20 protein-coding genes are annotated in these 25,129 nt (G+C 54.7%); 8 read left to right on the top strand and 12 right to left on the bottom strand.

Annotated features, from left to right (window positions below):
* Positions 1 to 61: 61 nt before the first annotated feature.
* The 3 genes from J2I46_RS05655 to J2I46_RS05645 form a co-directional block, all read right to left on the bottom strand.
* Complete coding sequence (locus tag J2I46_RS05655) at positions 62 to 583, bottom strand: DUF4494 domain-containing protein (protein ID WP_207327970.1); 522 nt, start codon at positions 581 to 583, stop codon at positions 62 to 64.
* A 130-nt stretch (positions 584 to 713) separates the two neighbouring features.
* The gene (locus tag J2I46_RS05650) at positions 714 to 3,341 is read right to left on the bottom strand and encodes a PspC domain-containing protein (protein ID WP_207327968.1); all 2,628 of its coding nucleotides are present in this window, start codon (positions 3,339 to 3,341) and stop codon (positions 714 to 716) included.
* Between the two features lie 15 nt (positions 3,342 to 3,356).
* Positions 3,357 to 3,863: a PadR family transcriptional regulator gene (locus tag J2I46_RS05645; protein WP_207327966.1), complete on the bottom strand. Its 507-nt coding sequence runs from the start codon at positions 3,861 to 3,863 to the stop codon at positions 3,357 to 3,359.
* A 397-nt stretch (positions 3,864 to 4,260) separates the two neighbouring features.
* Between J2I46_RS05645 and porU2 the strand changes: the two genes are divergently transcribed.
* From porU2 to J2I46_RS05630, 3 genes are all read left to right on the top strand, one after another.
* Positions 4,261 to 7,608 carry a putative type IX secretion system sortase PorU2 gene (gene porU2, locus J2I46_RS05640; protein WP_207327964.1) on the top strand — a complete coding sequence of 1,116 codons (3,348 nt, stop codon included), beginning with the start codon at positions 4,261 to 4,263 and terminating at the stop codon, positions 7,606 to 7,608.
* Positions 7,605 to 8,822 carry a hypothetical protein gene (locus tag J2I46_RS05635; RefSeq protein WP_207327962.1) on the top strand — a complete coding sequence of 406 codons (1,218 nt, stop codon included), beginning with the start codon at positions 7,605 to 7,607 and terminating at the stop codon, positions 8,820 to 8,822. The genes porU2 and J2I46_RS05635 overlap by 4 nt, the downstream gene beginning before the upstream one ends.
* 146 nt (positions 8,823 to 8,968) lie before the next feature.
* Positions 8,969 to 9,334, top strand: coding sequence for a VOC family protein (locus J2I46_RS05630; RefSeq protein ID WP_207327960.1), 366 nt, complete (start codon positions 8,969 to 8,971; stop codon positions 9,332 to 9,334).
* 27 nt (positions 9,335 to 9,361) lie between these two features.
* Here J2I46_RS05630 and J2I46_RS05625 read toward each other — a convergent pair whose 3' ends face one another.
* The gene (locus J2I46_RS05625) at positions 9,362 to 9,841 is read right to left on the bottom strand and encodes an anthrone oxygenase family protein (RefSeq protein WP_207327958.1); all 480 of its coding nucleotides are present in this window, start codon (positions 9,839 to 9,841) and stop codon (positions 9,362 to 9,364) included.
* 198 nt (positions 9,842 to 10,039) lie between these two features.
* Here J2I46_RS05625 and J2I46_RS05620 point away from each other — a divergent pair, with 198 nt between their 5' ends.
* Together J2I46_RS05620 and J2I46_RS05615 are read left to right on the top strand one after the other, a co-directional pair.
* Positions 10,040 to 11,053 (top strand): zinc-dependent alcohol dehydrogenase, encoded by a 1,014-nt coding sequence (locus J2I46_RS05620; RefSeq protein ID WP_207327956.1) that lies wholly within the window; start codon positions 10,040 to 10,042, stop codon positions 11,051 to 11,053.
* Positions 11,054 to 11,095: 42 nt separating this feature from the next.
* Complete coding sequence (locus J2I46_RS05615) at positions 11,096 to 12,433, top strand: MFS transporter (RefSeq protein ID WP_207327954.1); 1,338 nt, start codon at positions 11,096 to 11,098, stop codon at positions 12,431 to 12,433.
* A gap of 109 nt (positions 12,434 to 12,542) precedes the next feature.
* Here J2I46_RS05615 and J2I46_RS05610 read toward each other — a convergent pair whose 3' ends face one another.
* Together J2I46_RS05610 and J2I46_RS05605 are read right to left on the bottom strand one after the other, a co-directional pair.
* Positions 12,543 to 13,859, bottom strand: a complete 1,317-nt coding sequence (locus tag J2I46_RS05610) for a DUF3472 domain-containing protein (RefSeq protein WP_207327952.1) — start codon at positions 13,857 to 13,859, stop codon at positions 12,543 to 12,545.
* A 91-nt stretch (positions 13,860 to 13,950) separates the two neighbouring features.
* A complete protein-coding gene (locus J2I46_RS05605; RefSeq protein ID WP_207327950.1) occupies positions 13,951 to 15,384 on the bottom strand; it encodes an APC family permease in 1,434 nt (477 codons plus the stop codon).
* A 219-nt stretch (positions 15,385 to 15,603) separates the two neighbouring features.
* Here J2I46_RS05605 and J2I46_RS05600 point away from each other — a divergent pair, with 219 nt between their 5' ends.
* Positions 15,604 to 18,009, top strand: a complete 2,406-nt coding sequence (locus J2I46_RS05600; protein WP_207327948.1) for a glycoside hydrolase family 127 protein — start codon at positions 15,604 to 15,606, stop codon at positions 18,007 to 18,009.
* A 63-nt stretch (positions 18,010 to 18,072) separates the two neighbouring features.
* Here J2I46_RS05600 and J2I46_RS05595 read toward each other — a convergent pair whose 3' ends face one another.
* The 4 genes from J2I46_RS05595 to J2I46_RS05580 form a co-directional block, all read right to left on the bottom strand.
* Positions 18,073 to 18,414 (bottom strand): avidin-fold protein, encoded by a 342-nt coding sequence (locus J2I46_RS05595; RefSeq protein WP_207327946.1) that lies wholly within the window; start codon positions 18,412 to 18,414, stop codon positions 18,073 to 18,075.
* A gap of 21 nt (positions 18,415 to 18,435) precedes the next feature.
* Positions 18,436 to 19,680 carry an NAD(P)/FAD-dependent oxidoreductase gene (locus J2I46_RS05590; protein ID WP_207327945.1) on the bottom strand — a complete coding sequence of 415 codons (1,245 nt, stop codon included), beginning with the start codon at positions 19,678 to 19,680 and terminating at the stop codon, positions 18,436 to 18,438.
* Between the two features lie 74 nt (positions 19,681 to 19,754).
* Positions 19,755 to 20,759 carry a 4-hydroxyproline epimerase gene (locus J2I46_RS05585; protein ID WP_207327943.1) on the bottom strand — a complete coding sequence of 335 codons (1,005 nt, stop codon included), beginning with the start codon at positions 20,757 to 20,759 and terminating at the stop codon, positions 19,755 to 19,757.
* Between the two features lie 2 nt (positions 20,760 to 20,761).
* A complete protein-coding gene (locus J2I46_RS05580) occupies positions 20,762 to 21,751 on the bottom strand; it encodes a dihydrodipicolinate synthase family protein (protein WP_207328131.1) in 990 nt (329 codons plus the stop codon).
* A gap of 144 nt (positions 21,752 to 21,895) precedes the next feature.
* Here J2I46_RS05580 and J2I46_RS05575 point away from each other — a divergent pair, with 144 nt between their 5' ends.
* A complete protein-coding gene (locus tag J2I46_RS05575) occupies positions 21,896 to 22,774 on the top strand; it encodes an AraC family transcriptional regulator (protein WP_207327941.1) in 879 nt (292 codons plus the stop codon).
* Between the two features lie 132 nt (positions 22,775 to 22,906).
* Complete coding sequence (locus J2I46_RS05570) at positions 22,907 to 23,095, top strand: hypothetical protein (protein ID WP_207327939.1); 189 nt, start codon at positions 22,907 to 22,909, stop codon at positions 23,093 to 23,095.
* An 11-nt stretch (positions 23,096 to 23,106) separates the two neighbouring features.
* Here J2I46_RS05570 and J2I46_RS05565 read toward each other — a convergent pair whose 3' ends face one another.
* Both J2I46_RS05565 and J2I46_RS05560 read right to left on the bottom strand, forming a co-directional pair.
* Complete coding sequence (locus J2I46_RS05565; protein ID WP_207327937.1) at positions 23,107 to 23,805, bottom strand: carboxylesterase family protein; 699 nt, start codon at positions 23,803 to 23,805, stop codon at positions 23,107 to 23,109.
* Between the two features lie 60 nt (positions 23,806 to 23,865).
* Positions 23,866 to 25,119 carry an RNA polymerase sigma factor gene (locus J2I46_RS05560; protein ID WP_207327935.1) on the bottom strand — a complete coding sequence of 418 codons (1,254 nt, stop codon included), beginning with the start codon at positions 25,117 to 25,119 and terminating at the stop codon, positions 23,866 to 23,868.
* Between the last annotated feature and the right edge of the window lie 10 nt (positions 25,120 to 25,129).

Raw genomic sequence — 25,129 nt, 5'->3', positions numbered from 1 at the left:
ATACACAAAAAGCCGCTAACCAGAGAAGTAAGCGGCTTTTTGTGCACTAAAGAGAGATGACCTACACCGTAGCTGCTTCTACCTGGGCCAATGGCTTCAGGTTCGCCGGAATTTCAGGTTCAAGTGCATCGTGCGGGACCACCTCCAGAATGGGCGTGAGGTTTATGTCCGTGATTTCAACGGGTACCAGCATCGAACTGAGGTTATCCGAGAGGCGTTGGTGCGCTTCACGAAGGTTAGACCCGTTGATGAGCATGGTGTTCAGCACCTTCTTGGCCCGTCCTTTATCATCTTCGGTCATATAATACGTCTTGCACTTATACCAGTTGTCGCCGCCTTCGATATGGAACACGTCGCTCAGACGCATGGGACGAATGGCCGTGATCTCAAAATCGGGTGTATTGTCGGCCACAATTCGGTACAAACGGGCTTCGGCATCGGTATACGAAACGGCATCGATCAGGTACGTTTCGTTAATGGTTTTCATTTTTGGTAATTCAGACGAGGCATCTTTACGCGTATCAACGGCCGCAGAATCGTCGGTTTGCTGGTAGCGTATTTTGCCGATAAACCAGGTTGGCATGAGTCAATTATCAGTTAACAATGATCAGTTATCAATGAACAATTACCAATGATCAACGGCTTATAGCAAACGGATTTCCGCGTGAGCCGATCGATAATTGACCAGTGCTAATTGTTCATTGTAAAGATACTCAATCCCGTTCGTTGGTCTGCTTTACCCGGCTGACGCCGGTGGTCTTTTTTGTCAGGTTTTTCACTTCGCCAATACGGGCAACGCTGGCGCCGGAAGCGTTGATGTCGGCCCTGTCAATGCGTATCTGGTTGGCCTGTAGCCTGCTTGCGCCCGACAGCGTAGCCAGCACCTGATCGGCTTTGCCGCGCAGAACAATCTTGGAGGAGCCTGTTTGGTCGGTCGTGATTGCTTTAGCCGTTGTTTTGACAAACACCTTACTATTCCCCGACAGGTCGAGCGTCAGGGTATTCAGAGCATCGAATTCGGAGAGGCGTGCTTCTGATTGACCCGATAACCGGACCACTTCTACCGTAGGCAGGGTGATTGTCAACCCAATCCGGTTGGTGGGGCCGTCGTTATTGTCGCGCTGTTCAATCCGGAGCGTACCATCTTCATTCGTAACGGTCACCTTGTTCAGCCCTTCTTCGCTGCCATTGCCGTCTACTTTAAAGATGGTGCCTTTCTGGAAACGTACCCCGAAATTACCCGAAATCGATACGGTGCGCGGGGCGGCGGTAGCGGTGCCAGAGGTAGGAATCATGGGGCGGGTCAATTCACCATCAGTGTCAACATCAACGTCGTCATCGTTGTCATCGTCATCATTTTGGTCATCATTACCCTGCTCATCTTCCTTATCGAGGGTGCGCTCGAAGCCAACGCCCGACAGCCCGGCGGCGGTAAACTGCCAGAGACTCTGTGGCATTGCGTCGAATTCCCGGTCGTCGAATCGGTTGATGATATAACGGGCAAACTCAGACGTCATATGGAATGGCTTGCCATACGGAATGTAGATACGCACGTTCAACTCCTGATCGCGGAAGCGAACATCCTCAGGCAGGACAAATTCGTCGCTGAACTTCACCAGTGAATCGGTTACCGCCGGTACATACTGGATTTCACGGGCATTGGCTACTGCCTGAGCCCGGGTACGTCCCCGTGCGGTTGCTTCGCGAATAATCTTGATCTCGGTACCGGGGTACCCCAGCAGTTCGATCCGGGGGCGGGTGTGGAAATCGCCGTCATTATCGGTATCGTTGATTGTAAAGGTTGGCGTGCCCGACGGACGTAGAATCTCGGTGGTTTCGACCTTGCCACGGCGGTTGAATTCGCCAACAATCTGCGGAATGGTTGTGGCCAGGATGACACCGCTGATAACCCATATAGCCAGCAGCGTCAGGGCCGTATTACCGTTCAGGAACGACTTGCGGGTGATTACGATCAGGCCGGTCAGGGTCAGCGCCAGACTGGGGAGAACGCCAAAAATAAATCCGGCTATTAACGTCAGGAAACTGGTGTCTTCACGCAGAAGCGAAAGCGGAATACCATCGCCATCACCAAAGCTGGTGCCCGACATAATGCCAATGCCAGCCCCAAAAACGGTTAGGCAGGCAAGGATGCAGCTGAAGCCGACGAGGAGCATGATCAGGCCAAACAAGACGCGGATGACGCTGCCCAGCCCGCCCAGTGTTTTGCCGAAAAGGCGCCCCAAGGCAGAGAATATGGCAGCAATGGCCCGGAAAGGGAAGAGCAGTAATTGGGTCAGGCCACTTTCCGGAGCGGAACTGGGTACGTTCAGGCTGCTTTTTACACTACTCTCGATATTGCTGAGTGTGATGGGCTTACCGGTCATTTCCATCTTCTCGGTTACGCTGCGGGCTTCCGGCGCTACCATCCAGAGCACGATGTAGGCCAGAATGCCGAACCCGGCCACGAATACACTAGCCACCATGGCGATACGAACGATACTGATCTCGACGCCGAAATAAGCGGCCAGCCCCGACGACACGCCCCCCAGGACCTTATTGTCGGGGTTGCGGTAGAATTTGCGAATACCCTTTTCTTCTTCGAGGGTGGAATCGCCGGGAAGAAAGGCCCAGAGCAGGATGTAGGCAAGGATCGTGACGCCTGAGAGAGAACCCATGCGGCCATCATGAAACAAACCGTTACTCAACGCGGGAAAACCGATGACCAGGGTTACGAGCAGCACCCGGACCCAGACCGGATCGATTCGGAAATAGTGAGCCAGACCGGCCGCTACACCACCCAGCGTTTTGTGGCGCAGGTCACGGGCCAGTTTGCGGCCATCATACGAATAGGACGTTTGCGTTTTGCCGGTGTTGGCGTCGCGCTGGTATTCATACTCGTATTTACCGCTCTTGTAGCTGTAGCTGGTGCCCGGCGGCGGAGCGTTGGTTGTCCGCTCTTTGCCAGGTACGTCGGCGTCAGGTACGTTCGTGCGAGGCTGGGTGCCGGGTGTCGGATTCGTTTTAGCCCGGCTGCTGCCGGTAACCAGTACTTCGTCGTTTTCAACGGCTTCAAAGTCGGCCACGGTACCCATTTTGGCAATCAGTCCGTTTACGTCTTCGAGCGTTACTGCCTGCCGGGCGGGTGTTTTATCATCACCTTTCAGGTTATTGAGGAGCTTTTCGGCAATCCGGTTTTCGATATCGGTAACAATCTCCTGACTGTCGTCGTAGGTCGAAAAGTATTGCTGAATTGACTGGAGGTAACTTTTCAGTTTCTCGTAGCCGTCTTCTTCAATATGGAAGATCACCCCGCTGATGTTAATGCTGATGGTCTTTTTCATGGTTGTAAAGGGGGCTTATTGATCTTGTTTAGGTTCGGGCATGACAATGTTGACCGACTCGGGAGCCGAGTCGGGCGTGTCAGTTGCGGGTTCCGGCGTTGAGTCTACGATCACAGCAGGGACAACGATAGCCGGTGCCGGTTGCACATCTACCGCGGTTTGTATGGTTGGTGGCGTACTGCCGCCGTTGGCCTGAGCGCGGTTTACGATCAGCTTTACTGAGTCGGAAAGCTCCTGCCAGGTTTCATTTAGCGATTCTAACGAATTTCGACCTAATTCGGTGAGCATATAATATTTGCGGGGTGGCCCCGAGGTCGACTCTACCCATTTATAATCGAGTAGCCCGGCGTTTTTCAGGCGCGTTAACAGGGGATAAAGCGTTCCTTCGACCACCATGATGCGGGCGGAGGTTAGCTCATCGAGCATATCCGAGGCGTAGATCTCGCCCCTTGATATGATGTGTAGAATGCAGAATTCCAGAATGCCTTTTCGCATCTGGACCTGCGCGTTTTCGATATTCATGAGCCGTAGTGGGTCATAGGTCAATGGATGAAACAAACATACTATAAGGTACTTTGTGATGCAAGGTACTTGACTCGGAATAGTAGTATTTTGGTATGAATGGTGGATTATCAGGGATGAGAAGTAGACTGGTTGATTGGTGGACTGGTTGATTGGTCGATTGGTTGGCTGGTTGATTGGTGGACTGGTTGATTGGTGGACTGGTGAACTGGTAAATGGTTAATTGGTGGACTGGTACATATTTATAGATCAACTCGTCTAACTTTCCTATTAACCAGCCAATTAACCAGCCAACCAATTAACCAGTCCACTAATCAACCAACCAGTCCACCAATCAACTGACTAGTCAACCATTAACCAATTCACCGTACCTTGTTGCTGTTTTTCACGCCACCGTATGAGACTACCTGTTTACCTGTACCTGTTCATCTTTCTGTGCAGTGTTGCCGCTAACGCCCAAAAACCGGTGTTCGGCAACGAGTGGATAAATCTCCAGCAGACCTACTATAAAATCCCTGTAGCGCAGAAGGGGCTCTATCGAATCACGTTCAGCGATCTGCAAAAAGCTGGACTGCCCGTAACCACCCTTGATCCCAAAACACTGCAACTATTCCACCGGGGTGTTGAGCAGGCTATTCTGGTGGAAGGGGAAACCGACGGGAAATTCGACGCCTCAGACTATATCGAGTTCCTTGGCCGCGGTAATGACGGCGCCCAGGATTCGGCGCTGTATCGCCCGGCTTCGGCGCAGCCTCATGCCTATTACAGCCTCTATTCCGACACTACGGCTTATTTTCTGACTACCCGTCTGGATGCACAACCCGGTAAACGGATGGCTACCTATACGGATATCACTACCAACGGACTGACGCCCCAGCCCTATGTCTGGGCCGAGGATGTGCGGGTCTTCACCGACCAATATCCGGCAGGTAATATTTACCCGATGGGAGCGGGCTATAGTAACGGTGCCATTCTGACAGCCTACGACGTTGGTGAAGGCTGGATGGGAACGAGTGTAAAAGCACAGACCCGGTACGAGCAGGCCATTACCCTTACTAAGATGCTCAGCACCAGTTTGGCCACCCCCACGCTAACGGTTCAATACATTGGCCGGACGCCTACGCTCCATAGCGTGCAGATACAGGTGGGGCAGGGGGCAAAGCCACGCACGCTGGTGCTGGCAAAAAGTGCCAACTATGATCCGCTTACGCTGACCATTCCGTTATCGGCAACGGATGTGGCTGATGGGGGGCGGGTGATCTGTAGTCTGAGCCCACAGATTACGGATGAAGAAGTTTCGATGGCCTATCTGCGCGCACAATACCCACACCAGACAGACCTGAGCGGCTATTCGTATCGCGAGTTCAGGACCGACCCGGTTGCGGGCGGGCGGGCTTTATTACGGCTAACGAACGTTCTGATGACAGGGCGCGTGTTCGACATCACAACACCTGGGCAGACGTCGGTTATTTCAGGTACGCTGGTCAATAGCACCCTCACAAGTGGCACCTGGACGGGTGTGATTCGAGCGGCAACTATACCACGTCAGTTGGTGATGACCAGTACAGTGCTGCCGGTGATTGGCCTGCAGCGGGTTGCGTTTCGAACCATCAACCCGGCCAAAGCGGGCTTCCTGATCGTGGCCCATCCGTCATTGGCGGTATCAACAACGGCTTCGCCCAACGCGGTGGCCGCCTACGCTGCTTACCGCGCCTCGAAAGCTGGTGGTAGTTATGATACGCTGAGTGTGATGATCGACCAGGTGTTCAACCAGTTTAGCTATGGCGAACGTAACGCCATTGCCATCCGGCGGTTTGTTGATTACATCAGTCGTAACGGATCACCGAGCGCCTTGCTGCTGATCGGACAGTCGCGCGATCCACAGGGAGTGCGTAAAAACCCGCTGGCCGGGAGCCTCGATATGGTGCCCAGCGGCGGTTGGCCCGGCTCAGATCTGGCACTGGTAACCGGCCTGAATGGCCGCCCCGACTACGTACCTGCGGTTGCCGTTGGTCGGCTCAACGTTACACAGCCGCAGCAGGTGCTCGATTACCTGAACAAAGTGAAAGAGCACGAAGCTGCCGCCACTACGGCTCCCTGGCGTAAAAAAATGCTCCACCTGAGTGGTGGCCGGTCTGCCTACGAACTGGGGTTATTTCGGGCATTCGTTGATGAATTTACGGCGAACATTACCCGAAAATACGTCAGTGCCAGCGTCGAAACGGTGTCGAAACGAACAGACGACCCCGTGGAAAATATTCCGATTGTTGATCAGATCAACAAAGGCGTTGGGATGATCTCGATGTTTGGCCACTCCAGTCTCGACGTGGCCGATATCGATATCGGGTATGTTAGCAATGACCGGCTCGGTTACCGAAACAAAGGCCGGTATCCGCTGCTACTGGCGAACGGGTGTGCGTCGGGTAACTTCTATTTCGGTCCCAAAACCTTTATTTCAGATTGGGTGCTCACCCCGGATCGGGGGGCTATTCTGGCCCTTGCCCATACGTATAACGGCTTTGCCAGTTCGCTGAAAACCTACACCGATAACCTCTATAGCGTGATGACCGACAGCACCTGGTATGCCCGATCGTTTGGCGAGATTCAGGTAGAGGGTATCCGGCGATACATGCTGACTAATAACTCGATCTACGATAAAACCAACGCTGAACAGATTACGCTTCAGGGCGATCCGGCCGTACGACTCTTTCCGTTCAGCCGCCCTGATCTGACGTTTTCGGATGGCGGTGTTCAGATAAAAGCGCAGCCAAACTCGCTGACACTTACGGCGGTTGCGCTAAACCTGGGCCGGGGCATAAGCCAGCGGCCGGAGGTGCGGATCAGACAATACGCGGCGAATGGGCAGTTGTTGGTGGAAGTGAAAAAAACGGTCAACGCGTCGGCCTTTTCGGATACGCTCCGGGTAACCATGCCTGTTGCCACTCTGGCGGGTACATTCTTTGAGTTGTATGCCGACGCCGACGGTCGGTTTGAGGAAGAACGAAAAGACAACAACGTATTGCAGGTAAAGAGTGACGGACAACTTGCCAACCTGCCCTTCGATGTGGATAATACAGCCCCGGTAGTCGAGGTCGCTTTCGATGGCCGACGAATTGCCAATGATGCCTTTGTAGCCCCACAACCCATGATCACGGTGCTGGTTGCTGACGAAAACCCGCGCCTGCTCCGCACTGACCCCGCTGGCCTCGAACTGTATCTGCAACGCCCCTGTACGCAACCACCCTGCTCATTTGAAAAACTGGTGGTATCGGCCAGCAATGCAACCTGGAGTAATACCGGCGGCACGTTCCGGCTCAATTACCGCCCGGCCCAACCACTGCCCGACGGCGTTTATACGCTGGAAGTCTACGGGAGCGACCTGAGCGGAAACCGGGCCCAGCCATATGCCATCCGGTTTGTGGTGAAACAGGCGGCGGTTGTGCAGGCGATTACGGTAGCACCGAACCCATTTGCGTACCAAACCACGATCAGGTACGTGCTAACGGGTAGCCAAACGCCCCAGCCCGTAACGCTTCATCTGTTTGATCTGGCCGGGCGGGCAGTACGTACTATTCTGTTGCCAACGGCGCTGGGTACCAACGAGTTCGTATGGGATGGTACCAACGATACGGGTGTTCCGATGGCGGCGGGGTCATATCTCTATCACCTCGACATTCCGGGCTATAGTGCTTTCGACGGCACAGCAAAGAAGCAGCTTACCGGACGAATTATACTGGCCCGATGAAGCAGGACGATGGCTGGTTAGGGGCGCAATGGCTACTCATCAGTAGCCTGATAGTCTGGCTGACCTACATTAATCCCACGCACTACCTGAGTCCCGACTCAACGTATTACCTGTCGTTTGCGGGTTGGCTGGTTGGGCTGGATGGCAATCAGTATGGGCATGTGGCAACCGGCTGGGATGGGACCTTCCCGCTGGGCTATCCGTTGCTTATAGGTACGTTGGCCATTGCTACAGGTACGTCATTGCTGGTAGCGTCTAAATTGCTGAACATTGTGCTGACGGGCGTTTTCCTGGCCATCTGGCGGCAACGGATCGGGGCGCGACGTGCTCTCTGGATAGGCTCGCTTTTGGTCTTGGGCAGTTCTGTCAGGATGTTGACGTACACCTGGTCTGAATGGGCGTTTCTGATCCTGTTGCTCGAATGGAGCTGGTTTATGAGCCAGCCTGTTGAGCCGATACGGTCTGGACGGGCGCAATACAGGTACGTTGGTATCCTGCTTCTGCTGACGATCGGACTGTTTCTGCTCAGGTACGTTGGTGGGTACGTGGTTATCGTGTATGGCCTGATGGCCCTGGCTTCGTATCGGCGTACAGGCTGGGCGGTGGCCCGCCTGCGAATTGGAGCCGATCTGGCCTACGGCATCAGCATGGCCGCTTTCATGCTGGGTTATTTCTTCCTGAACAGCCAGCTCTCTACATCTCCATATGGTGGAGAACGGTTCTACGAAACAGATGAAACGATCTGGGAGAAGGTGTACCTTATGGTGCTGGCACCGATGAATGAATTACTCCTGCTTCGCGATTATATCCCCGGCGAGCCTGCCTTACTGGTGCTGGTCGGATTGCTGGCGCAGGTTGCCCTGATCGGGTGGATAGGGTCACGACTGAAGCCGCAGCGAGATACGCTTCCCGACTGGAAACAGACCGACAGGCAGTGGTTACGCGTGCTGCTTTTCTCTGCCGGTACGTACCTGACCCTCCTGTTTGCCCTGCGATTCATCAGTCCGTTCAACGGCCCGAACGCCCGACTGATGGCCCCTGCTACAGTACCGCTGCTCAGCGTTGCGATGGTCTGGATCAGCCGGTGGAATAACGTGTCGGCGCGTCGGCAACTTGGCTATTGGTGGGCTATGTTCCTGCTGTGTTCGTGGCTTCAGCTACTGCCTCAGGTCGATTTGTGGGAGAAACTCCAGCGACTCACTTCTACTATGTAGCCAGCCCTCCGCTTTTCCTGCTCTGCGTAGGTACGTTCTGGTGGGTATCCTGTACGGCGCAACCTGTGATGGTGCACCTTCATTGCGCTATGTGTAAGCAAAAGGCTATTTTTGTAGCCTGCTCTCATCAGTACATCGTCAACCCAATGGCATCATCTTTCCTCGGCCTTCGAACAGCCATCTACGCAGCACCCGATCTGGAACAGGCCAAAACCTGGTACACTGCATTTCTGGGAATCGCCCCTTATTTTGACGAACCGTTCTATGTTGGTTTCAACGTAGGTGGCTACGAACTGGGCCTGGACCCGGACCTTACCCCCGCCGAGGGAACGCCCGTTTCGTACTGGGGCGTAGCCGATGTAGAGGCCACCTGGCAGGCGTTACTGACGCTTGGTGCCACGGCTCAACAGGAACCGCAGCATGTGGGCAGTGATATCATAGTGGCAACGCTGAACGACCCATTCGGCAACACATTGGGCATTATTCAAAACCCTCATTTCAAGGTCGAGTAAGTGGTAAGCTGTCCGAAAACCAGTAGCTTAATTTTTAATCGAGACAGCTACCAGCGCCAGACAACAGGCAATGAGCGTTATGGCATTGCGGAGGTAATTCAAACGCAGCCATAACGCTACCAGTCGGGATGCACGGGTGGCAGAAAGCTGGTCTGCCTGTTGTAATCGAATGGCGGTTGGGATGAAAAAAGCGAAGGTGCCGATTCGTTCAACGAGCGTTAGCAGTGCTGCGCCAAGCCACCACGTACGAAACGGATCCGACGATTGCCAGGCAAGAATAAGGTTCGCCAGGGTCAATAGAGTCAGCGGGACCGTTGTAACAAACCCCCAGAACTTCCGGCCCGTATCTATATCCCGCATGACGCTTGTACGTACCTGATAGTTGCCCGCCGCCGATCGTTCGAACCACAGGGGAAGCACAATGCGGGTTTCGTACAGACCTGCGCCGAAAGCGGTGCCCAGGTTTAACATAAACAACGCCAGGGAAATGGTAGACAGGAGGTTCATTGGGGAGATCAGTTTACCAGCAATGGGCTGGAATCTTGGTTTTTGGTATCAAACCTAGCTGGTTGCCAGTATGCACGCACCTGAATGAGGGCCAACCAGGCCCTGTTCAGGATAAACCCGGTGAATCGGGCGACGAATTAGCGGGCGCGGGCAACGGTTAAGGTGTTTTCTTTGCGTGATCACACGTATCGACTCGTCATGAAAGCGGCTTTCCTCCAGTCTCCCAATCAAATTCAGTTGCTCGACAGGCCCCTTCCGGAACCCGGAGCAGGCGAAGTGCGGGTGAAACTCAGAAAGGTTGGTATTTGCGGGTCAGATGTGCACCTGTTTCTGGGCCACCGCCTTCTCGACAAACCAACGATCATCGGCCATGAAGGGCTTGGGCAACTTGATAAACTTGGTGCTGGCGTAACAGGGCGTTCCGTGGGTGAGCGGGTCGTAATCGAACCTAACATTCCCTGTCGGCAATGTCAGTACTGCTGGTCGGGCAGGAGTAATATCTGCGTAAACAAGCGCGTAATTGGCGTGAACGAAGCGGGTTGTTTTGCCGAATACATTGTGCTGCCCGCCGATTTCTGCTGGCATGTACCCGACTCCGTCTCCGATGCCGATGCGGTGACCGTTGAACCAATGGCCGTAGCCTTACATGCGCTACTGGGATCGAGCGCCAAACCGGGCGATACGATCGCTGTTATTGGGCTGGGGGCTATCGGCTTGCTGCTCACGCATCTGGCGTTGTCGCTGGGTTACCGGGTGTTCGTTACCGAATTGAATGCCGCTAAACGGCAACTGGCCGAGACGATGGGCGCTGTGGCCGTAAGCCCGTCTGGCCCCCCTGTTGATCAGCAAATCGCCGTGGCCGATGCCTGGTTAGCCAACAACGTCTGCGCCGTGTTCGAGTGTGCAGGGACGGCGGCTACGGCATCGCTCGCCACGGCGGCGGTACCCCGCGGGGCAGAGGTTGTACTGGTTGGCTTATCAACAAAAGAGGCTACGTTTACGCCTCTCAAAATTGCCCGCGAAGGCATTCACATCGTGCCGTCGATCGTTTATGATCACCCGGCCGATTTCCGTCGAACCATCCAATTAATTGCTTCACGAGTAATTCGACCGTCATTCGTCATTTCATCGCAGATGGAGCTCGATAACCTGCAACAGGCGCTGGAAATAGCGGCATTGGGCGATGAGACTAAAATTCTGATTACCATTTGATTACCAGTTTACCCTTATCGTAACCGCCGAATCTGTCAGTTCATGTCCGTGTTAACTCAATCACCCACTGCCGAAACCGTTCAGGCTGATCTGAAAAACCTGATCGACACCCATCCGATGAGTCCGTTTCAGGTGCTGATGGTGGCTATCTGTTTCATTCTGAACATGAATGATGGTATTGATGTGCTGGTGGTGTCGTTTACGGGGTCGGAGATTGTGCGCGAGTGGGGGCTGTCGAAAAGTGAACTGGGGTATATTTTCAGTGTGGGGCTGGCGGGCATGACGATCGGCTGTTTTTTTCTGGCTCCGTTTGGCGATAAGCTTGGTCGACGCACGTTGTTCATCATTTCTTTGAGTTTTATTACGGCGGGTATGTTGCTGGCCTCGGTGGTAGGTACGTATACGCAACTGCTCCTGATGCGATTCGTGACGGGGCTGGGCATTGGTGGTATACTGCCTAACCTGGCAGCAGTGGCGGCGGAGTTTTCCAACAACAAACGGCGCGATTTCAACGTCGGGCTGGTGCAGGCGGGTTGGCCAATCGGGGCCATTCTGGCGGGCTTTTTCACGGCCTGGGCAATTCCGGCGTACGGGTGGCGGTCGGCGTATCTGGCGGCGGGCGGCGTATCGGCGCTGATGTTGTTGAGCATCATGCTGTTCATGCCCGAATCGCTGGCGTTTCTGGCCGGTCGTCAGCCCCGTAATGCCCATCGGCAGATTAACGCGCTGCTGACGCGAATGGGGCATAGCGCCCTCGATTTTTTACCGGAGGCAACGGGTCTTCGCTCCACCGTACCCATTTCCGTTTTATTTACGCCTGAATACCGCGCGTCAACGCTTCGGCTCTGGGTGGGTATTTTCTTCGGATTCATTACGCTTTACACCCTGATGAGCTGGGTGCCGACACTGGCGAAAGAGGCCGGTATGCCGTTCAACATGGCCACGTATGTTGGCACGGCCCTGAATGTAGGCGCCTTCTCAGGTAGCCTGATTTTCGGGATGGCAGTGGCACGCGTTGGCCTTCGCCGGTTAATTCTGGCCTTTATGGTCATCGCTTTCAGCATCATGGTGCTGTACGCGAGCCTGCCGATGACGTACCTGCTGATGTTCGTGATGACGTTCTTCATCGGCATTTTCGTGCAGGGGGGCTTCAACGGTTATTACCCAACCGCCGCCCGGGTTTATCCGGCGGTTATACGCACCACCGGCGTTGGGCTGGCCATGGGCATCGGCCGATTTGGGGCTATTCTGGGGCCTGCGCTGTTCGGTATTCTGTCAGATGCCGGCCTAAGCTTTTCGCTACTATTCTGCCTGTTCTCTGTTCCACTGCTGATCGCTGGCCTGTCAGCCTACACCATCCCGTCGAAAAACCTGGATTGACAACGGGCCAGGTACGTTCCTGGAGACGTTCGGTTTATGGGGTTCTCTCCTTCGCATGTCAGGTACGCCTGTTCGAAGGGTATTCATGAGCGTTCTGGTTACTGGTCGTTCAGGGCAACCTGTCTAGATCAATCGTCGGAGCCTGGTTGGTGGCGGGTCGTGTAAACGGTGAGCCGAGCGGGGTATAGTCATCGAAGAATCCGCAGTTTCGGAGGACGAATCGGCCGTTTTGCAGTCCACCCGCATAATCTTTTCGAAATGATTTTCGGGCTGTATTGTCGCCCGTAAACTGGCAGGTTGTGAGTTCCTGCCATTGTCCTTCCTTACGTCTGATCCACTGATTACCAAAGTAGGCTTCGCGTTGCTGGTTGCCGGTTTCCGGAGTGAAATTTTCCAGGAAGGAGTAAAGCGATTTCAGGTACGTGGTGGTTTTGGGGCGTTTGAAGCTGGCAATCAATCGCCAGTTAGCCGAATCGGGCGCGCCAAAATAAGCGGTGTAGGTGGTGTAGCTGTCGGGCCCGGGCTGCGCGTGTAAGAGAAATTTGTAGGTCTGGCCTGCCTGCCAGTTGTATCGCAGAAAGCTCTGACCACCAGCACCTTCTTTGCCAAAATCGTTGGTGATAACCCCCGTTCCTTTCCGTGCAAGCCTGATTTTCTGATCGTCAGGAATCGATTTCGGATCATCCGTTTGGAAGGGGCTCCATACCGAGAAGAGAATGCGTCGTTCGGTAGGCGAATTGACCTGCATGCCGAAGTAACCTTCGCCAAATCCGTTAGCCATGTAGTAGGAGCCGATCACGTCATTACCCGTCGGTACCGTGACTTCATTGTAAAACCACTCGGCCTCGGTATCCGCCGGCAATGGATAACGCAGGTGAACAGACGGTCCCCGCCGCCCCCAGTGGAAAAAGTTACCGTCATTGGTGCGTACGAACGAGGTCTGCTCATCTACCGGCTCGCCGCTGATGCCAACATCGGTCACATCGGCAAAAGTCTTTCCGGTCTTGCTGATTCCCTGCAGGCTAATCGTCACGTACCCCGGTTTGGTAACCGGCCAGATTCCCAACTCGTGCTCGGCAAGATCAGCGCCTTGAACGTCAACCTCTTTTGATTGGCCCATAAGGCTCACCCGTAGTCTGCTTTTCCCCGTAGGCACCCGCAGGTACGTTGACAGCCGTACCATTCCTGCTTTCTCGAAGCGCACGTAGGTGTCGATTGAGTTGGCCGGGTTTGTCCAGTCAGACAATCCGTCTTTTGTGAGGGTGGCCGCCTTGCCCGTTGCTGTTCTTATCCAGCTATTGCCACCAAGTGGTACCCGAAACGAGGCTGGCGTCTGCGCCGTAGCGAGAGAAGCCATACCGGCAACCAGCACCAGTATCTGATATACTACGGGAAGATCGATGCGTTGGTGCAGGCGGAAAAGCATGATGGTCGGTAGGTTTTTGGGTTATCGTGCAGGCTGAAGAAGGTTGAATCGTATTGCTCACACCCCTGTTTTATCAATGGCTCACGCGTTGTTATTCCGCCCTGCCGGATTGTCGGATGAGCAGATAATATACCGGCACCCCGGATAAAATAATGCCCAGACCGGGTAGCGTGTAGGCTGTTTCGAAAATGAGCAGTAAGACCGCTAATGCCAGCGCAACGGCGATGTAAACGGCTGGCAGAAAGGGGTAGCCGGGCGCTTTGTAGGGGCGGGGCATGTCGGGGCGCGTATGTCGGAGGCGATAAATGCCCAGAATGGTCAGAATATAGAAAATCAAGACGCCGAAGATCACCAGTGCCAGCAGGTTGTTGTACTCACCGGTCAGGCACAGAACAGAGGCCCAGATGCACTGGATCCAGAGGCTGAAGCTAGGTACGTCGTTTTTGTTCAGTATGCCCGCTTTCCTGAAAAACAGCCCATCCTGCGCCATGATGTAATACACCCGCGCACCCGACAGAATCAGGCCGTTATTACAGCCAAAGGTAGAGATCATGACCATGATGGCGATAATGATGGTGCCACTGCTGCCGAAAATATAGTCGGCCGCCACCACGCCCACCCGGTCGCTGGGGGCAAAGGCAATGTCTTTCAGCGGTACCACTGCCAGATACATCAGGTTGGCCAGCATGTAGATCACCGTGACCACCAGCGTACCCAGCACCAGGCTAAGGCCGATGTTGCGTTGCGGGCGTTTTACTTCACTGGCAATGGAGGTGATGCTGTTCCACGAATCGCTGGAAAAGAGCGTGCCTTTCATTGAGATGGCAATGGCACCCAGCGCCGCCAGTCCCGAAATGGGCGTCGACGTAAGCTGGTTGCTACTTACGGTGAAGTTTGATAAGTGCCAGGCGTTCTGCCAGTTAGCGTTCCAGATTTCGCCATTCACGCCCCAGATGAATCCGCAGATGATCAGGCCGAACAGCGATACGATTTTTACCAGCGTCAAAAACGTTTGCAGGGCGGCTCCGTCTTTCACACCCCGGCTGTTGATGTATGTCAGAAGAACGATGACGAAAATCGCCACTAGCTGGGCCGCCGACAGGCGAAAGAAACCAAGGTCGAGCAGGTAATTGGCTTCGCTGAACGCCGGGATCAGGTAGGCCGTGAATTTGGCGAAGGCAACACCCACGGCAGCGATCGTTCCGGTTTGAATGACGGTGAAAAACGACCAGCCATAGAGAAAGCCAACCAGCGGATTATAGGCTTCGCGGAGGTATACGTACTGGCCCCCTGCCCTCGGAAACATGGCCGCCAGTTCGCCATAACTGACTGCCGCAATCACGGTGACGATACCGGCCAGCGCCCACATGGCGATCATCCAGCCGGCACCGCCCACATTCCGGGTAATCTCGGCGGAGACAATGAAAATACCTGACCCGATCATCGACCCGGCCACAATCATCGTGGCGTCGAGCAACCCTAGTCGGGGTACAAATTCAGTTACGGCCTCGTCTTTAGTCTGCATATGGGATAAGTGGCGAATGAAATGCTGCTTCGTGGCTATAATGCCATTGATTATATGGCAAGTAAGCGCCTGATTACCGTTTTTAAGCTGGATACGGCTTGTATTTGTTAAAATACTATCAGCAACTGTCCATCCTGGCGGCACGAAGGATTTCGGTACAGCGTATCTTCGTTAGGTAGTCTGATCGATACGGGCCAGTCAGCCCATTCACGAACTCCCATGCACATCCTTATCAAAAAAGGCCTCCTGATGATTGCCTGTCTGGGAACGACCCTGGCCGGCAGCGCGCAGTCGAAGGCCAGCGGCGATTATCCGATTCAGCCGGTGCCGTTTACGGCGGTGAAAGTGACCGACAAGTTCTGGGCGCCGCGTATCCGGCTCAACCACGACGTTACGATTCCCATTGCGCTAAAGCACTGCTACAGCACCGGCCGGGTCGATAATTTTCTGGTGGCCGGTCACCTGAAGGCGGGCACGAAGTTCTGTACCGAGTTTCCGTTCGACGATACCGACATCTATAAAATCATTGAAGGAGCCAGCTATTCGCTCCAGACATTTCCGGATAAAAAGCTGGAAGCCCGGGTCGACTCGCTGATTGAGTACGTGGCCAGGGCGCAGGAACCAGATGGTTATCTCTATACCGCCCGAACCATCGATCCGCTGCATCCGCACCCCTGGTCGGGCCTGAAACGGTGGGAGAAAGAATCGGATCTGAGCCACGAATTATACAACAGCGGCCACCTGTTCGAAGCGGCCGTGGCGCATTATCAGGCAACGGGCAAACGTACGTTTCTGAACGTAGCCCTGAAAAATGCCGATCTGCTGGTGCGCGAATTTGGGCCGGGTAAACTGAGTTACGCGCCGGGCCATCAGATTGTTGAAATGGGGCTGGTCAAGCTCTACCGCAGCACCGGTAAAAAACAGTACCTCGACCTGGCCAAGTTTATGCTCGATGTTCGCGGAAAAGGGCAGGAATACAGCCAGGATCATAAGCCGGTTGTTGAACAGACGGAGGCCGTTGGGCACGCCGTTCGGGCTACCTACATGTATTCGGGCATGGCCGACGTAGCCGCCATCACCGGCGACAAAGCGTACCTGGCGGCCATTGACCGGATCTGGAACGATGTGGTTGCCGATAAATATTACCTCACCGGCGGGATCGGGGCTGAGGGTGGCCACGAAGGATTCGGAAAAGCGTTTGAGTTGCCGAATATGGCGGCCTATAACGAAACCTGCGCGGCCATTGGCAACATCTACTGGAACCAGCGGCTGTTCCTGCTCCACGGCGATTCACGGTATTATGACGTGCTGGAACGGACCCTCTACAACGGCATGCTGTCGGGCGTATCGCTCAGCGGCGACCGTTTTTTCTATCCCAACCCATTGGAATCGAAGGGGCAACACGCCCGCAGTGCCTGGTTTGGCTGCGCGTGCTGCCCCAGTAACGTGTGCCGGTTCATTCCGTCGGTGCCCGGGTACGTGTATGCGCAGCGTGGTAATCGGCTGTACGTCAATCTATTCATCAATAGTACCGCCACGGTACAGCTGAATGGGATGCCAATCACCGTTACGCAGGAAACAACGTACCCCTGGAATGGCGACGTGGCCTTTACGGTCGATGCCGCCAAATTAAGACCCATTGATCTGGCCATTCGTATTCCGGGTTGGGCGCAGAATAAACCCGTGCCCGGAAGCCTCTACGCCTTCGCCAGCCAGAACGAGATGCCGGTTACGCTTACGTTAAATGGCAAACCGCTGGCCTACACGCTGGAAAACGGCTATGCGGTGGTAAGCCGTAACTGGAAAAAAGGCGACGTAGTGCGGCTGTCGTTGCCTATGCCCATCCGGCGGGTGCAGGCCAGTGCAAAGGTGAAAGCCGATCAGGATAAAGTGGCGCTGGAACGCGGACCCATGGTCTACTGCGCCGAGTGGCCGGATGCGACAGATGGCCACGTGCTCGATCTGATCATTCCCGATAACGCTCCACTACAGGCCTCGTTTGATCCGGCCCTGCTGGGTGGCATCGATGTCATTACCGGGCAGGTGCTGAAAGCCCGTCGAACTACCAGCGGTTTACTGGAAACCAGTGTGGCCTCGCTGAAAGCCATTCCGTATTATGCCTGGGCCAACCGGGGGGCGGGTGAAATGGCTGTGTGGCTGGCGGCAAAACCCACTGCGGCCCGACCCACCCCCGCCCCAACCATTGCGGCAACGAGCACCATCACGGCCTCGCATAAAACCAAAACGCTAATGGCGCTGAATGATCAGGATACGCCAAAAAACTCCAACGACCGCGATAATCTGTACTACCACTGGTGGCCCAAAAAAGATACGCTGCAATGGGTACAGTATACGTTTGCCCAACCTGCCACGGTGTCGTCGTCGAACGTATATTGGTTCGATGATAGTCCCTGGGGCGGTTGCCGCATTCCGGCATCGTGGAAACTGATGTACCAGACGCCAACGGGTGATTGGCAGGAAGTGAAGGCAAAGTCGCCCTACGTGGTGACCAAAGACCGCTATGACGAGGTCAGCTTTGAACCGGTGCAAACCACGGCACTACGCATGATGGTTCAGCTACCGAAAGATGCCGCCAGTGGCATTATCGAATGGTCGGTTCAGTAGGTAGGCTGCGTATTCGTCCGGAGGTTTCGCCGGGTAGGTAATTGATTTAGCGATGGTACATGCCTACACCTCGTCGATAATCGAGGTGCCCGCCGATTGGTCGCCGGAGGTCCACTGCCAGGTTTCGTGCAGGCGAATCTTACCCGTTGGCAGGAGTTCCGGCACCGACGTACATCGGCCGGTCATCAGCTTTCCCTCGACGTTGATCTGGTGGTACCGAAAATCGAGGTGGCCTGCTTCGTCAACGAAACCGAGCAAATGACCCGTTACGATCCGCCCGCCGCTGTAATTGGCAATCAGCATCGCGCCTACCTGCCGGTAGTGAAAAACCGTATTCGATGAGGTTTCACCGTTTGCTGTATTGGCTACGGCCCGAAAGATTTTATTGTCGTAGTTGATTCCCATGTGCTGGAAACGCCGTGTTTGTTAAGCAAAACGACCTGGCCTGAAGGCGTCTATCGCCAGGCTGGATACGGAGTCGCTAACAAGTTCACTGACCAGCTTGCCGGTGGCAGGTCCCAGACTCAGGCCCATCATGCCGTGGCCGGTGGCTACCACCAGATTATCGTAGGTCGTAGCACGGCCAATGTAAGGCAGGCCATCCGGCGAACAGGGGCGCAGACCGCGCCATACCTTGTCAACAACTGGCATGTCAACTGGTATTTCCGGGTAATAGTTATTGATCGATTGCACAATGCCGCGTACCCGGTTCATATTCACCGACATATCGGTGCCGGCAACTTCCAGCGTACCGGCAAAGCGGAGGTCACGGCCCATTGGCGTGGCGGTTGCCCGGGCTTCGAGCATAATGGCTGGTATACGTACGTTGCTGGTCAGGTTCCGGAGCATGAAACTGTAGCCTTTCCCGCCCTGCAACGATAGGGTCAGCCCTAATTGGCGGGAAATATCTGCCGACCAGGCCCCGCTCGCTACCACCAGCGTATCGATGGCGGTATTACCCTGTGCGCTTTGCACCGATGTAATACGCGCTCCCGTTTTCCCGAAACCAGTTACGGTGTGGTTGTCCAGGATGGTGACGCCTTCCTTGCGCAGGTACGTTACCAGCGAGAGAATCAGCTCATTTGGATTCAGGTGGGCATCGCCGGGATACAGTATGCCGCCCCGCACATCCACGCGCGTGGCAGGTTCCATATCCTGCACCTGTTGGCCGGAAAGTATACGTGCTTCAATGCCCGCCCGGTTGGCTACGTCGGCTTCTTCGGCCATTTCGTGTTCGGCCCCGGCGGTTTTATAGAGCATGAACAGGCCCCGTTCCTGCCACTCAAAGGTCAGATCGCCGTTGGCGGCCAGATCCTGATACAGCGTTTTGCTCAACAGACTCAGGTCGCGCAGTACCGGTATCGACCGGTTGACGTGTTCGGGCGTGGCATGGCGGTAGAACAGCCAGCCCCAGCGCATCAGATCGGCGTTCAGGCGCGGTTTTACGTAGAATGGGCTGGTCGACTTCAGCATCCAGCGCATTCCCTTGGCAATCATACCCGGTTGCGCCAGCGGAACAATATGGCTGGGCACAATCATACCCGCGTTACCGAAGGAACAGCCATCGGCAATGGGGGATTGATCGAACAATGTAACGCGGTGCCCCGCTTTGTGCAGGTAATAGGCAGAACAAAGCCCGATAATTCCGCCACCAACAATACCAACGTGCATCTTAACAGAATGAATGAAGAGTGAGCGAGTGGCGCTTTCGGAGAACGTACCCGGCAGCACCACTCTTTACCTTTTTAGATAACCTGAAAACCGTGTACGTACGGATCATCATCGTTCAGAATCAGGTGATTATAACCGTGGATTCGAGCCCAGCCTTCAATGCTCGGAACAATGGCCGGTTTGCCGGCCAGCTCTGTTTCAGCTTCAATGCGCCCGTTGAAGATGGAGCCGATGATGCTCTCGTGCACAAAGGTTTCGCCCGGTTTCAGCCACCCTTTGGCATACCACTGCGCCAGCCGCGCCGACGTACCTGTTCCGCACGGAGACCGGTCGATCGCCTTGTCGCCGTAGAACACGGCATTGCGGGCGGTCGATGTCTCCTTGATTGGTTTACCGGTCCAGAGAATGTGGCTCAGGCCGTTGATCGTCGGGTTTTCGGGGTGCGTAAACGTGTATTGCTCGTTCATGCGTTGCCGCATCACCCGCGCCCAGGCAATAAGCTGCTCGGCTTTATAATGTTCCAGTCCGGGGAAATTAGGCTGCACGTCGACAATGGCATAGAAGTTTCCGCCGTAGGCCACGTCGACGGTCAACGTACCCAGGTCGGGGCAGTCGACGGTGAGTTGCTCGGCAGCCAGGTACGATTTTATGTTGGTGATTTTCACCGACGTAACCTTGCTGCCTTCCTGTACGTACTCTGCCCTGACCAACCCGGCGGGAACCTCCAGATTCAGTACGCCCGCCGTTTTTGGCCGAATCAGATTTTGCTCAATGGCGACCGTCACCGTGCCGATCGTGCCGTGACCGCACATGGGCAAACAGCCCGACGTTTCGATGAACAGCACGCCCGCATCGTTGGCCGGATCAGTCGGTGGGTACAGAATACTCCCCGACATCATATCATGACCGCGTGGTTCAAACATCAATCCGGTGCGAATCCAGTCGTATTCGCGCAGGAAATGCTGCCGTTTTTCGCTCATGTTTTCGCCCTGCAAAAACGGAATGCTGCCGCCCGTAACCACCCGGACCGGATTCCCGCAGGTGTGGGCGTCGATGCAGAAAAAATGGTATTCAGCCATACCTAATTGATGAAAACGGCTGGATTCTGGGTTGTCAATGCCGGGTTCAGGGGCGTTGACAGCTTATCTGTTGCAACAGGTTTACCGGTCGACAATGTGGGACGTTTGGCCAGAGCCGTGTTGATGACCGCCAGCACCTGCTCGCGTTCGGCGCCGATCAGCGGTAGCCGGGGAGCGCGAACGTACTCAGAACCAATGCCTGTTGCCTGCGCCGCCAGCTTGATATATTGCACCAGTTTGGGATGAATGTCCAGTTCCAGCAGGGGCATGAACCAGCGGTATATCTCCAGTGCCTCTGCCACGTTGCCCGCTTTGGCCAGGTCATAAATCGCCATTGTTTCGGTAGGGAAGGCATCAACCAGGCCACCAACCCAGCCATCGCAACCCAGCAGCAGAGCTTCCAGCGCCAGCGTATCAACGCCGCCCATCAGCTTGAACCGATCGCCGAACGCATTGCGCATGCGGGTGATGTTGGTCAGGTCGCGGGTCGATTCCTTCACGGCCTGAATGTTGGGGAGCGTGGCCAGTTCCTCAAACATGGCAACGGTGGTCATGATCTTGTAATCGTACGGATTATTGTAGATCATGATGGGCAGCGACGTCTCTTCGGCTACAGCTTTAAAGAACGTGACCGTTTCGCGGGCATCGGCGGGGTAGCGCATCGGCGGCAACAGCATCAGGCCGTCGGCCCCGTTGGTTTCGGCCTCGTGAGCCCGGGCAATGGCCTGTTTGGTGCCCTGCTCGGCAATGTTGACCAGCACAGGTACGTTGCCCTGGCAAACGCCCAGGGCCGACTGAAGCAGTTCTATTTTCTCGTCGTTCAACAGCGTACTGGCTTCGCCCAGCGAGCCACCAATGATGAATCCATGCACACCCGCGTCGAGCTGGGCATGCAGATTTTTCTCGAAAAGCGGCAGATCGAGTTGATCGTTCGCCGTGAACGGAGTCAGTAGCGCGGGGTACACGCCTTCCCATTGAACAGAAACACCCATAGTTGTAACAGACACAGTTAAAGTTGAAAACTATGGTTCAAAAGTAAGCAGAACCTGATTTTGGGCATCATGCATGGTTCGTTGATATTGATACTATATTCACTATATTTGATCTTAAACCTTTTTTAACGGGTAAAGAATATATTGAAAAAGCCCCTTCTGTTCAAAATCCCTTCCGTCGATGCCCGGTCGTTCAGAGTTGAGCAGGACGACCTGCCCCACTTTTACGGGCATCTGCATTTCCACCCCGAAATTCAGCTCACCCTGATTCAGCGGGGCGAAGGGACCCTGATCGTAGGCGACCGGATTGATCGGTTCGCGCAGTTCGATGTGCTGATGCTCGGAACCAACCTGCCGCATGTGTTTCGGAGCGACCCGGCCTATTTTCAGGCGGGCTCAACACTGCGTGCTGCATCGACCACCCTTTTTTTTCGGGCCGATCAGCTGGAGGCAACACTTTTCAGTTTGCCCGAAACCCATCACATCGAGCAACTCCTGCGCGAATCGCAGCACGGTGTTCGTGTTTGCTGTGGGGAAGGGCACCCGCTGGCCCAACTGGTAGCCGAGCTGCCGACACTACGGCCGTTCGACCAGTTGCTGAACTTGCTCAGAATACTGGATTATCTGGCTATTAACCCCGACCGGGAGGTGCTTTCCATTTCGGCCTACGAACAGCCGCAGCGCCCGGAAGATCATTACCGGCTAGAAAAAGTCTTTTCCTATATTTTCGAGCATTATAGTTCGCCGATCACCCTCGACAATGTAGCTAACATCGCTAACCTGACACCCGGCGCATTCTGCCGGTTCTTCAGGCAGCACACGCGTAAAACCTTTTCTACCTTACTCAACGAGGTTCGCGTTGAACAGGCCTGTCGCCATTTGCGCGAATCGAAAGAGACCATTGGCCACATCGCGGTAAAATGTGGCTACACGAACCTGTCAAACTTCAACCGGCAGTTTAAAGACGTGATGGGCATGTCGCCAAGCGACTACATTCGGAGCTACCACACAAATTACAATTAACCAGATTCACAATTGGAAGTCAGCTATATTGGTGCATCAGACAGTCACGTTCGTTGATTGGCTAAGTGCGCAATTGTGTATTTAGAGTGCTACTCTGCGAAGCAAGTTTCATGTGTATTTAGCAGGAAGACTATGACTACAGGAAACAAGTTAATAATCGGATGTCTTGCCGCGCTGGGTGCGCTTCAGTTCGTGCATATTCTTCGCAGCGAGAACCCTGCTGCGCCTATGTACAAGTACAAGTTTGTGACAGGCGTCATCATGATCGTTGTGGCCATTGCCGGATACAACTGGGCGAAACGTAATCCGCCCCAGCGCTGATGCGTGGTAATTTACCGGTGCTGCTTAAGCAGCCAGTTATAAATTGATCTGTCCTCATAGAGGTACTGAATATTGTGCCCTTTATCAGCAAGTTTAGTGAAAGTAACCTTGCCTTTGCACGCAGTCAGGTGCCGTATGAGCCGGGCGGTTTCCTCGAACGGAACAAGGTCGTCGTCGGTGCCGTGGAAGGCCCAGACAGGTACGTTCCTAATTCGGCAAATCTGGGTCGAGTCGTCGCAGCCACCACAAAGGGGCGCAATGGCGGCGAAGGTGTTGGGATAGGCCACCGCCGTTTGCCAGGTGCCGTAACCGCCCATGCTGATGCCCGTCAGGTACACCCGTTTGGGGTCGATTCGGTAGGTTGCCTTCAGTTCGGTGTACAGCGAATCGAACCAGTTATCCGTTGACCAGAACTTGCCGTCGGGGCACTGGGGCGAAACAACGATCGCATCGATGGTCAGTCCCTGCTCAATGGCATGGGGTGGACCATACTGCTTCAGTTTGCCGAGGTCGTCTCCCCGTTGCGAACCACCATGCAGATAGATGATCAGCGGTAACGGCTTCCGGGTTGCCGTATAGACTTCAGGTACGTAGATCAGATACTTGTAGCGGGCGCGTTGCTTTGATTGCCGATCAGACTGCGCTAAGGCTGGTAGCCAGTTCAGGAAAAGTAGAAGGTAAAAAAGGAAGGTTGGCCAGAAGCGTTGCATCGATGTAGCGGTCTGCTGCAAAGTTGATAGCCAGTTGCTATATCGGCAATGGTGGCTGCGTTAAAGTCGGGCTAATTTCTGCTCCAGTAGCTGTCTTTCAGGTGCTGAGGTTGTCAGGCTGAGACTTTGCGAATAATGCTGTCGGGCCAGGTCATGCTGAAGAGTCCGTTCGTACAAATCGCCCAGCACAGCATGGTAATAGCGATTAGTTGCCAGTTCGGTTAGGCTTATAATGGCCTCTATAGCAGCTGCCGGGCCAGCAACCTCGGCGAGGGCAACAGACCGGTGAAGGGCCACAACAGGTGATGGTTTACGGCTCAAAAGCAAGTCGTAATAGTGCAACACCATTGGCCAGTTCGTAGCAGCAAACGTAGGGGCACTGCTGTGAAGCATGGCAATGCCTGCCTCGAGGTGATAATCGGTTAGTTCATTGCCTTCGGCCGATCGGTTCAGGTACGTATGTCCCCGCCGAATGAGCAACTGATTCCAGCGATGTCTGTCCTGATCGGCCAGCAGCACAATACCGCCCTGGTCATCGGTTCGGGCGTCGAAACGGGCGGTCTGAAAACACATCAACGCCAGCAATGCGTCAACGGCCGGTACGTGGGTGTGTGGGATCTCTGTCAGCAGAAGAGCCAGCCGCATTGCTTCGTCACATAAATCCCGCCGAATCAGCGTATCGGGATGCGACGAGTTATAGCCTTCGTTGAAGAGTAGATAAACCGTTTTAAGCACGGTAGCCAATCGCGGTGCCAGGTACGTTCCGGTGGGTACGTCGAGTTGAATACCATCCTGTTTAATCTTCTCTTTCGCCCGGTAAATGCGTTTGGCAATGGTATCGTCGCTGGTCAGAAAGGCGTTTGCTATCTCGTGATAGCTCAACCCACACAGGATTTTGAGGCACATCGCCGTTTGTGATTCCGGCGTAATAGCGGGGTGGCATATCGCAAACAGCATTCGTAACTGACTGTCGGTGATGGCCTCATCGAAAAATAGTGCATGTGCCATATCGTCGTTGGTGTCCTGCTGATCCAGGTAATCAACGGACGTTTTGATCTGCTGAAACCGGTTTTCGCGGCGAATTACATCCAGCGCCCGGTTGGTCGCCACGCGGTACAGCCAGGCGCGCGGGTTGTCAGGTATGCCATGAAACGGCCAGCTTTGCAGGGCCTGAACCATAGCATCGTGTACGATATCCTCGGCCAGTTCGAGCCGGTCGACACCCAGCTTGTGGGCCAGCACCGACGTCATCCGGCCTGCTTCGTGGCGAAACAGGTGGTCAACTAACCGGCCGGATTCATTCGGTGCTGGCATGTAGCAACTA

Source organism: Fibrella forsythiae (genome assembly GCF_017353175.1).
Lineage (GTDB): Bacteria > Bacteroidota > Bacteroidia > Cytophagales > Spirosomataceae > Fibrella > Fibrella forsythiae.
This window is presented reverse-complemented; position numbering and strand designations above follow the sequence as displayed.